This window comes from Chitinimonas sp. (genome assembly GCF_036568685.1).
Classification (GTDB): domain Bacteria; phylum Pseudomonadota; class Gammaproteobacteria; order Burkholderiales; family Chitinimonadaceae; genus Chitinimonas.
Map to the genome: position 1 here is coordinate 21,417 of NZ_DATCSC010000056.1, position 8,349 is coordinate 29,765.

Below are 8,349 nucleotides of genomic sequence, written 5' to 3' on the forward strand. Positions count from 1 at the left end.
CCGTTGGCAGACGCACCACTCAGCGGGTAGTGGATCAAGCAGCCAGCTTTGCGGCAGCGTCGCGTAGCGCCGTACGCAAACCTTCCTCAATGACCGGGTGGTAGAAAGGCATGTCCAGCATCTGGGCAATGGTCAGCCCTTGTTGATGGCTCCAGGCCAAGAGGTGGGCAATATGCTCGGCACTCGGTCCCATCCACTCGGCCCCCAGGAAGCGGCCGGTACTACGGTCGGCGTAGACGTGCATCAAGCCCTTGTTGCGCAGCATGACGCGGCTGCGGCCCTGGTCCTCGAAGCTCACTTCACCAGTGACAAAGCTGCCTTCCTTGAGGTCAGCGTAGCGTTGGCCGACCATGGCCAGTTGCGGATCGCTGAACACCACCGCCAGGGTGGAGCGGCGCAGGCTGGGGGCGACATTGGGGTAGCTGGCGGCATTGTGGCCGGCAGTCTTGCCCTCGTCGGCAGCCTCATGCAGCAACGGCAGGACGTTGTTGGCGTCGCCGGCGATAAAGATGGGCGACTTGCCGCACTGCAAGGTCTGCGGGTCGAACAGGGGCACGCCCTGGGCGTCCAGTTCCAGACCGGTATTTTGCAGGTCCAGGTTGGCGACATTGGGCTTACGGCCGGTCGCAGCCAGCACATAGTCAAAGCGCTCGGTCACCACCTCGCCGTCGAGATTTCGGTAGCGCAGCACAACCTCGTCGCCTTCGCGCTCCATGCTTTCGATGGTGGCATCCGGGTCAAGATAGAACGCTTCCTGGAAGGCAGTACGGGCATAGTCGCGGATCACCGGATCGCTGAAGGGCCCCACGCTCTTGCCCTTGCCGAATACGCGGGTGATGACGCCCAGGCGCGACAGCGCCTGGCCCAGCTCCAGGCCGATCACACCGGGGCCGAACACCGCCACGCGGCGCGGCAAGGTTTCCCAGCTGAAGACGTCGTCGTTGATGATCAACCGATCGCCCAGGGGTTTGAAGGGTGCGGGAATGGCCGGGCTGGAACCGGTGGCGATCACAATGCTGCGGGCCTGCACTGTGGTATGGCCGTCGATGCTGAGGATGTTGTTGTCGACAAAGCGGGCGTAGCCACGCAACCGGTCCTCGGCCGGGATGTTCTCCACGCCCTTGACCACAAAGCCGACAAAACGATCCCGCTCACGCCGTACCCGGCTCATGACCTCGCGGCCATCGATGCGCAAACTACCTTCAATATGCACGCCAAAACCCTTGCCGTGCTCCAAACCATGGGCGGCCTCGGCGGCGGCGATCAGCAGCTTGGACGGCATGCAGCCGACCCGGGCGCAGGTGGTGCCATATTCGCCACCCTCGATGATCACGGCACGTTGGCCGGCGGCACGGGCGGCACGGTAGGCGGCGAGGCCGGCGGTGCCGGCGCCGATCACGGCAACATCGGTCTGGATGAGCTTGCTCATGGTGTTTCCTTATGGGGGCAATGTAGGGGAGGCTCAATCGGCGTGCCCGGCCGCACTAGCTGAGTTAGTGCGGTCGAGCCCGGCGACTGACGGGCAGGCATAGCCTGCCCGGTCTGATGTGGGATCAGGCGGCAGCGAAGTGGGCTTCGAGCGCCTCGGCGCCACCGATCAGGCGGCCATTGATGAAGACTTGCGGGGCGGTCATGTTGCCGCTGATGGCACCCAGCACCTTGCCGCGAACCTTGTGATCCAGCGGCAGGTCGATGTAGTCCAGGCCACGGTCGCTCAGCAGCTGCTTGGCCTTGGCGCAGAAGGAACAGCCTTCCTTGGAGAAGACCACGATCTGGTCCGGGGCCTTGGCGGTGGGAGCCAGGTAGTTGAGCATGGTGTCGGCGTCAGACACCTCGAACGGGTCGCCGTCCTTTTCCGGTTCGATAAACATCTTCTCGACCTTGCCGTCGCGCACCAGCATGGAATAGCGCCAGCTGCGCTTGCCAAAGCCCAGGTCGGCCTTGTCCACCAGCATGCCCATGCCTTCGGTGAACTCACCGTTGCCGTCCGGGATCATGACGATATTGGCGGACTCCTGGTCCTTGGCCCATTCGTTCATCACAAAGGTATCGTTGACCGACACACACAGGATGGAATCGACACCGTGCTTGGCAAACACCGGTGCCAGCTCGTTGTAACGCGGCAGGTGGGTGCTGGAACAGGTGGGGGTGAAAGCGCCGGGCAGCGAGAACAGCACCACGGTCTTGCCCTTGAAGAGCTCGTCGGTGGTGACGCTCTTCCATTCATTGTTCTGGCGGATACGGAAAGTCACCTGGGGAACGGCCTGGCCTTCGCGATTCTGCAGCATGGGGTAAATCCTCTTCGTGGGGGTAAGGCTGCGTGTGCAGCGACGAAGCGGAGTATCCCGGTCAGATGAGAATTCATCCAATTTATTGTAATTAATTTATTAATATGAATTTTCTATCGACGTAATGACGGGACGATAGCTGAAATAAAAACGCCGCCCAAAGGCGGCGTTTGAGGTGGCTGGCAAGGCCTACCGTTTACGGCTACCCAAGAGCAGCAGGCCCACACCAGCGGCAATGGCGGCAACGCCAGCCCAGGTCGGGATTACCACCTGCTCCTGCTTCTTGAAGGTCAACTCGATCGGGCCAAGTTTGGCGGCCTCACTCTCCTTGGTGTAGCTGAAGCCGCCGTAGCTCAGCGCCAGAGTACCGGCAATGATCAGGGCGATGGCGATCACGCGCATCAGGTTCATGGTTCTGGGTCTCCTGTTTTCTCTTGGTCTGTTGCAATCGCCGTACCCGGCTTGCATCACTGGCCGCCATCCTACCGCAGCTAGCCCGACTACCGCCGGTGCGCCGCTGCCCAAGCTGCCGCACGCTCTGCCAGCAGGGTAGCGGCGTGCTGCTGTGCATACTGGCTGCTCACCCCCTCCCCTGCCAGTGAAAGACGGTGGGCAAAACGCTCGGCCAATTGGGGCTGCGCCTCGCTTACGACTTCGCCAGAGAGCAGTACCGCCGGTACGCCGGCCTCTTGAGCCATGGCGGCCAAGCGCCAGGGCAGCTTGCCCAGAGGCGTCTGCAAATCCGACCGGCCCTCGCCGGTAATCAGGTAGTCGGCATCCGCAAGGCTCGCATCCAGCCGCTGCAGAAGGGCAATCGCCTCCGCCCCCGGCACCATGTCTGCACTCAAGACACGCAACGCCCAACCCAAGCCACCGGCGGCGCCACTACCTGGCTTCAGGCGCAGGTCCTGGCCGCGCAGCTGGTCACCCAGCAGGCCCAGGCGCGCCAACCAGCCGTCGTAGCGCGCCACCTCATCGGCCTGCACGCCTTTCTGCGGGCCAAAGGTGGCCGTTGCACCCATAGGGCCGGCCAAGGGGCTAGCCACATCGGCCCATACCTGCAGCCGGGTCTCGGCCAGGCGTGGGTCCAGATGCGCCAGCGATAGCGAGGCAAGGTCGGCCAGGCCGGCGAGGTCGGGGGTCACCCGTTCACCATCCTTGTCCAATAACTCGGCCCCGACTGCAGCCAGCAGGCCGGCACCACCGTCGTTGCTACCCGTCCCACCCAGCCCTATCAGTACCCTGCGGCAACCGGCATCCAATACCTGCAACAGCAATTCGCCCAGCCCCAGGCTGCTGCGCCGCGGCACCGGGCAATCACCTGCCAGCCCAAGGCCCACCACCTCGGCCGACTCCAGTACTGCAGCGCCGTCAGGAAGTTGTAGCCAGCGCACCTGCCGCAACTGGCCTGCCAAGTCATGAACCTCTGCCTGTCGCCAATCAGCGGGGACGGCCGCTGCAATCGCGGCCAGCGTGCCCTCACCTCCGTCAGCCATGGGGTGCAAGCACAACTCGGCTGCAGGCCAGACCTGACGCAGGCCCCGGGCGATGGCTTGGGCTGCATCGGCCGCGCTCAGCGTGCCTTTGAACGAATCCGGTGCAATCACGATCTTCATGGTCTGGAGCATAAGCGGACCAACGGCGCTTGACACCTGCCCATTGGGATTTATATCTTACGATATGTTTTAAGATGTATTTTACGATACAAGGAGCCAGCCATGCGCCGCCGTCACCATGAACATCCCCGCCACGCCGAGGGCCATCTTCCGCTGTTCCACCGCCTTGCAGAACACTTCAGCCGACACGCCATGGGGCGTCACGGTCACCGCCATGGCCACGGCCATGGCGGCTTTGGCGGCCCGGGCGGCTTTGATGGCGACGGCGAAGGCTTTACCCGCGGCCGCAAATTCAGCTCGGACGATCTGCAGCTCTTGCTGCTCGCCCTGTTGGCCGAGAAGCCCAGCCACGGCTACGAGCTGATCAAAGCGCTGGAGACCCAGTCGAACGGCATCTACAGCCCCAGCCCCGGCATGGTCTACCCGGCACTGACCTATCTGGAAGAACTGGGCTACGCCACCGTTGAGCTCACCAGCAACAAGAAGTGCTACCAGCTGGCCCCCGCTGGCCGCGACTACCTCGACGCCGAGCGGGAGCGGCTGACACTGATCCAGGACAAGCTCAAGCACCTTGCGCGCAAGATGGACTGGTTCCGCCGCGCCATGACAGGCGAAGAAGACGGCGAAGGCGGCTGGCTGCCCGAGTTCGTCGAGGCCCGCCGCGCCCTCAAGCGTGCACTGATGCAGCGCAGCGAGGCCAGCCCCGACGAGCAACGCCGCATCGCCGCCATCCTGGCGCGTGCCACCCAAGACATCCTGCAATCGAGCGACAAGCAAAACTGAATAGAAAGACCGCCCATGAATGCACCCGATTACACCGTCACCCGCGTACGCCACCCGTTGAAGTTCCGCCTGCTAGAGGTCAGCCGCATCCGCGCCATCACCCCGCAGCTGGTGCGCATCACCTTCCGTGGCGAAGACCTGCAGGACTTCGTGTCCGCCTCCTTCGACGACCACGTCAAACTCTTCTTCCCCGCGCCGGGCGAGGACAAGCCGCTGCTGCCCGAGATGGGACCCAACGGCCTGGTATTCCCCGAGGGCAAGCGGCCCACGGCGCGCGACTACACCCCGCGCAGCTACGATCCGGTTGCGCAGGAACTGGATATCGAATTCGTCTTGCATGGCGAGGGTCCGGCCACCAGTTGGGCGGCCCAGGCCAAGGTGGGGCAATACCTCGGTGTAGGGGGGCCGCGTGGCTCCCTGATCATCCCCACCCACTTTGATTGGCATGTACTGATCGGCGACGAAAGCGCCCTGCCCGCCATCGGCCGCAGGCTGGAAGAACTGCCGGCCGGCAGTATCGCCCTGGTGGTCGCCGAGGTGGAGAACGACGCCGCCCGCATCGATTTCAATAGCGACGCACGAGTAGAAACGCACTGGGTCTACCGCCAGGACCGCTACCCGGGCGACCCCGCCAGCCTCGAGGACGCCGTGCGCGACCTGATCCTGCCGGCAGGCGAAGGCTATGTCTGGGCGGCCGGCGAATCGGCTGTCATCCAGTCCATACGCAAGCATCTGGTCGAGGACCGCGCCATCGCCAAGTCCCGTATCCGAGCCGCCAGTTACTGGAAGCAGGGGGCCGTGGCAGTACACGAAACCCACGAAGACTAAGTTCAGGGGGCCGTTAGCGCCCCCTCCAGCATCAGCAACCGTCGCTTGGCCTCCAGCCCACCGGCAAAACCAGTCAGCGAGCCATCGGTGCCCACCACCCTATGGCAGGGGGCCACGATGGAAATCGGGTTACGCCCGTTGGCCGCACCCACGGCCCGCACTGCGCGCGGCTTGCCCAGCTGGCGGGCGATATCGGCATAGCTGCGCGTCTCGCCAAAGGGGATGGTCAGCAAGGCCGCCCAAACCTCGCGCTGGAAATCCGTACCGACAAAGTCCAGCGGCAGCTCAAAGCGCAGGCGCCGGCCGGCGAAATACTCGACCAGCTGTCGCTCGGCCTCGTCGAGCACCGCGCTCTCCCTTGCCTCGAGCAGTTCTCCCAACCGCACCCTGCCTGGCCGCTCCTGCGGCCACAGTATGGCTACCAGCGCCTCGCCCCGTGCAACCAGTTTGAGCGGCCCCAAAGGCGACTCCGCTACTTTGTATTGCAACAGCATTGCGTTCCTTGAGGCGCGCATCTGGCCTGCCTTTCCGAGGAAGGATTACAAGTAAACCGAGATGTCCCCATTTTTCACATCCGGCCAGCATAAGCTCATGAGCAGTTTTCAGTCAGGGGTAAAGTCAATTTCTATGCTCTCGCCCTTCATCAACCGGATTACTTTGATCCCCTTTATACCAAGGTCTTTACCATGATCCACGATTAAAAAAATCGCCGCTTGACAATTAGCAGCCGCTAGCAAAGCATAAAACCCTTCATCTGCATCCGTCAAAACGATATCGTCCCTGTTTTCATTGTAGGTAGGCCTCCGGTTGAGGTGCCAAGCCTTCACCGCCTTCACAACAGGAATGCCATCTCCGGAAACATGAGCCCGCCGAAGCATCCCTAACTTGGCATTGGCCTGCTCTGCGCCCTCACCACTCTCAGGCAAGGATTCCTTTGCTTTCTTCCACTGTTGATAGAACACTTCCGAATTACTATACCTAACCGCTTTACCCGCATCCCTATCGAAATACGTTTCCATATTCCCATAATTTTGATCCGCCGCTATGCTACCCCACGCCAGGTTAACCTCATTAATATAATGCCCTTCCTTCTCAGCCCTATCTGCCGTCTTCGTCCTATCGTGAGGAGAGTTTTTTAGAACAGATTTATAATTATATGGCGCATAGGGATTATCTTTTTCTCTAGTCGAATGCAGTGCAGTGCGATATTCCTGTGCAAAAAAATCATCTCTATCGATTCGCGTCCGAGCGCTCAGCTCTCTAGCTGCCAAGGCAATCAATCCATATTTCTCCCTTCCCTTTGCAGCATACCCCTCGAATTCGGCCTTCTTTCCCTCCCAACCGTTTTCGCTCTTCTCGACCAACTTTGGTTGTTGCTCTTGACGCAAACCAGTCCAACCCGCCTTTATCCATTGCTCATACGTATACGCCTGGCGTTCATACTTGCGCAGCCTTTGGATCTCCGTTGAATCTTCGGCGCTCGCTGCGATCGTGTAATAGAGCTTCTTTCTCGTATTATCCCAATGCCACTGCAGCCCGGGTGCTAGAACCTCGTCCCATTCTCGAATTTCGTCCTCCTCACTGCCATTCCACTCCCTTTGCGCTACACGCTTTTCATTGCCATTGAAATTCCCCGACACTTCAGACCGTGAGCCAGATTTCATGGCAACAACAGGTTTGCCTTGTCGAGAGTCTGCCATTTTTTGCAAAGCTCGTGCTTGCTCGCCCCTTAGACTGGCATTTGCAAGGTTTTGCATTTTCTTCTGTGCAACCCCTTCTGCACGATTATCAGACATAGGCAAATCTGCATATCTCTCTCGCGTCTGGAATATGCTATCTGAAACCGCCGAAGTTTGTTTTTGCATCTTATTAGCGTGATCGATCATGGATTACCCCAAGTATTGATTTAAATAAGCAGCTTTTCCATTTCTTGTGCATCGGGACAACCAGCAAGACACGCAGGAACTTCAGCCCCCCAGCCCAGCAATGTCACCCGGTCACCTTCATACTAGACGGATACTGCGCACACCCTACCCGCCACCTATCATTTTGGTGAACGATCGTTCTCCATGCGAGTAGAATAGCGAGTATGAGCGACGCCATCCACGGCCGCGGCACCGGCCTCAACCCCAACAACCGCTATGCGCATGATAGCCGCGAGGCGGTGGACGACGGCTGGCTGGACGGCCGCGAAGAAGCGGAACGGCCACGCACCGTGGTCATGTTGCAGCAGGCCAAGTCCATCATCAGCCGCAACAACTCGCCCGACCTGCGCTTCAGCCAGTCCATCAACCCCTACCAGGGCTGCGAGCATGGTTGCATCTACTGCTTTGCCCGGCCCAGCCATGCCTATTGGGGCTATTCGCCGGGGCTGGATTTCGAGACCAAGATCGTCGCCAAGCCCAATGCCGCCGATCTCTTGCGGCGCGAGCTGGCCAAGCCCGGTTACACCGTCGCGCCCATCTGCATAGGCAGCAATACCGATTGCTACCAGCCGCAGGAGCGCGAGCTGCAGCTGACCCGCAAGGTGCTGGAGGTGCTGCTGGAAACCCGCCACCCCACCATGCTGCTGACCAAGAACGCGCTGATCGAGCGCGATATCGACCTTCTGAGCGAAATGGCCAAGCAGCAACTGGTGCAGGTCATGGTCAGCGTCACCACGCTGGATAGGGAACTGGCGCGCAAGATGGAACCCCGCGCCAGCCAGCCCCTGCGACGCTTGCAGACCATAGCGCGGCTGGCAGAGGCCGGTATACCGGTGGGCGTGCTGGCGGCGCCCATGATCCCGGCGCTGAACGACCATGAACTGGAAAAGATACTGGGCGAAGCCCGCA

General features: G+C 61.0%; 9 protein-coding genes. 3 read left to right on the forward strand and 6 right to left on the reverse strand.

Annotation, left to right across the window (positions count from 1 at the left end):
- Nucleotides 1–34: 34 nt before the first annotated feature.
- From VIM95_RS09280 to VIM95_RS09295, 4 genes are all read right to left on the reverse strand, one after another.
- Entirely contained in the window at nucleotides 35–1,429 is a 1,395-nt protein-coding gene (locus tag VIM95_RS09280; protein WP_331984895.1) for a dihydrolipoyl dehydrogenase, read from the reverse strand.
- Nucleotides 1,430–1,553: 124 nt separating this feature from the next.
- Nucleotides 1,554–2,288 carry a glutathione peroxidase gene (locus tag VIM95_RS09285; RefSeq protein WP_331984897.1) on the reverse strand — a complete coding sequence of 245 codons (735 nt, stop codon included), beginning with the start codon at nucleotides 2,286–2,288 and terminating at the stop codon, nucleotides 1,554–1,556.
- Nucleotides 2,289–2,477: 189 nt separating this feature from the next.
- Nucleotides 2,478–2,699, reverse strand: coding sequence for a hypothetical protein (locus tag VIM95_RS09290; RefSeq protein ID WP_331984899.1), 222 nt, complete (start codon nucleotides 2,697–2,699; stop codon nucleotides 2,478–2,480).
- A gap of 89 nt (nucleotides 2,700–2,788) precedes the next feature.
- Nucleotides 2,789–3,904, reverse strand: coding sequence for a glycerate kinase (locus tag VIM95_RS09295; protein WP_331984901.1), 1,116 nt, complete (start codon nucleotides 3,902–3,904; stop codon nucleotides 2,789–2,791).
- A 102-nt stretch (nucleotides 3,905–4,006) separates the two neighbouring features.
- On the opposite strand from VIM95_RS09295, the gene VIM95_RS09300 reads away from it, so the two are divergent.
- Complete coding sequence (locus VIM95_RS09300) at nucleotides 4,007–4,687, forward strand: PadR family transcriptional regulator (RefSeq protein WP_331984903.1); 681 nt, start codon at nucleotides 4,007–4,009, stop codon at nucleotides 4,685–4,687.
- Between the two features lie 15 nt (nucleotides 4,688–4,702).
- The gene (locus VIM95_RS09305; RefSeq protein ID WP_331984905.1) at nucleotides 4,703–5,515 is read left to right on the forward strand and encodes a siderophore-interacting protein; all 813 of its coding nucleotides are present in this window, start codon (nucleotides 4,703–4,705) and stop codon (nucleotides 5,513–5,515) included.
- A 2-nt stretch (nucleotides 5,516–5,517) separates the two neighbouring features.
- Here VIM95_RS09305 and VIM95_RS09310 read toward each other — a convergent pair whose 3' ends face one another.
- Nucleotides 5,518–6,009 carry a methylated-DNA--[protein]-cysteine S-methyltransferase gene (locus VIM95_RS09310; protein WP_331984907.1) on the reverse strand — a complete coding sequence of 164 codons (492 nt, stop codon included), beginning with the start codon at nucleotides 6,007–6,009 and terminating at the stop codon, nucleotides 5,518–5,520.
- A gap of 108 nt (nucleotides 6,010–6,117) precedes the next feature.
- Nucleotides 6,118–7,401: a hypothetical protein gene (locus tag VIM95_RS09315; protein WP_331984909.1), complete on the reverse strand. Its 1,284-nt coding sequence runs from the start codon at nucleotides 7,399–7,401 to the stop codon at nucleotides 6,118–6,120.
- A 203-nt stretch (nucleotides 7,402–7,604) separates the two neighbouring features.
- On the opposite strand from VIM95_RS09315, the gene VIM95_RS09320 reads away from it, so the two are divergent.
- A partial coding sequence (locus tag VIM95_RS09320) for a PA0069 family radical SAM protein (RefSeq protein WP_331984911.1) occupies nucleotides 7,605–8,349 on the forward strand: 745 nt, incomplete at its 3' end.